Here is a 1,119-nt window from a genome sequence, read left to right as displayed (position 1 = left end):
GAGACAGAAAAAAGAAATTTGGAAAAAGAGTTGAGAAATGCAGAGAAACTGGATGCCATAGGCCGTTTCACGCGTAACGAGAATATGATTGTATCGTCGTCTGATGATGCAACTATAATCATATGGGACATTGAAACATGTGAAAGAGTAAGAACCATTAGAGGACATGATAAAGCTGTAGGTACTTGTGTTCTAACAGCAGACAACAGATATATTTTATCCGGTTCAGAAGATTATACAATACGTATTTGGGATTTTGAAAGCGGAAAGGAAATGGAAAAAATAGAACTACTGTGGGTACCCAGAGCAATAGCAATTTCACCTACAAATCCATCTCAAATAATAACAGCAAATGGAAATGGTACTCTTACAGAATTTAATATACCGATAGTTATCTGAACTCACGCTTTTTTCTGAATTCCCATGGGGGTTCAGGGTCTTTCTGACGCCACAGTCCCAGTTTTTTTTCGCTTGCTGCAATCTTAGCGTCAATATACCTGCCGGAGTCTTCCTTTTTGAGATGCTTCACGTATGCCCATGCGTATCCCCGTTTTACCATTTCCAGGTTTACGTCAAGGATGTCTTTGGTAATGAGGCATATCTCCCTGTTGTAGGAACTGTCCCCTGTAACTGTGACCTCAACTGTGTGCCCTGTTACAATTTTTTTTAACTCCTGCAACGCCTCTATGCCGTATGGCTGCCCTTTTTGTGACATGTTGGATATCTCAGGTGCATCTATTCCGTAGAGGCGACAAATAAAACGCCGGCTTCCGTCAAGGGGAGCAACTACCACTGTATCTCCGTCATATACCTTTAGCACATGGGCCTTTATCGGTGTACCTGCCGGTTTATAAACTTTCTCTAAATATGGTACTTTTTTAACAAACGCAGGTATGTGCTTTTTATATCGTGGATAGAAACCAAAAACTGTTATATAAATAAGCCCGAAGGCTATTAACAATAAAACTATCTTTCTGAAGAGAGAAGTCCATTTATTCTTTTTCTTTGCCACGCTGCATATTATACACAACTCTGGTACAATTTTTAAAATTCATAATCAATAGTTATCGAGGTAAACACCGCTCTCATTCTGTCCATATCGTACCAGTACTGAATGTA

Annotated in this window: 2 protein-coding genes; one reads left to right on the top strand and one right to left on the bottom strand. The window is 39.6% G+C overall.

The window, feature by feature from the left end:
* A partial coding sequence (locus H7844_15960) for a hypothetical protein (GenBank protein MEO5358773.1) occupies nucleotides 1–399 on the top strand: 399 nt, incomplete at its 5' end.
* Here H7844_15960 and H7844_15955 read toward each other — a convergent pair.
* Complete coding sequence (locus H7844_15955) at nucleotides 392–1,012, bottom strand: thermonuclease family protein (protein ID MEO5358772.1); 621 nt, start codon at nucleotides 1,010–1,012, stop codon at nucleotides 392–394. The genes H7844_15960 and H7844_15955 overlap by 8 nt on opposite strands.
* Between the last annotated feature and the right edge of the window lie 107 nt (nucleotides 1,013–1,119).

The organism is Nitrospirae bacterium YQR-1 (assembly GCA_039908095.1).
GTDB lineage: Bacteria > Nitrospirota > Thermodesulfovibrionia > Thermodesulfovibrionales > Magnetobacteriaceae > Magnetomonas.
The sequence above is the reverse complement of the archived record's forward strand: the minus strand, read 5'-3'. Positions and strand labels throughout refer to the sequence as shown.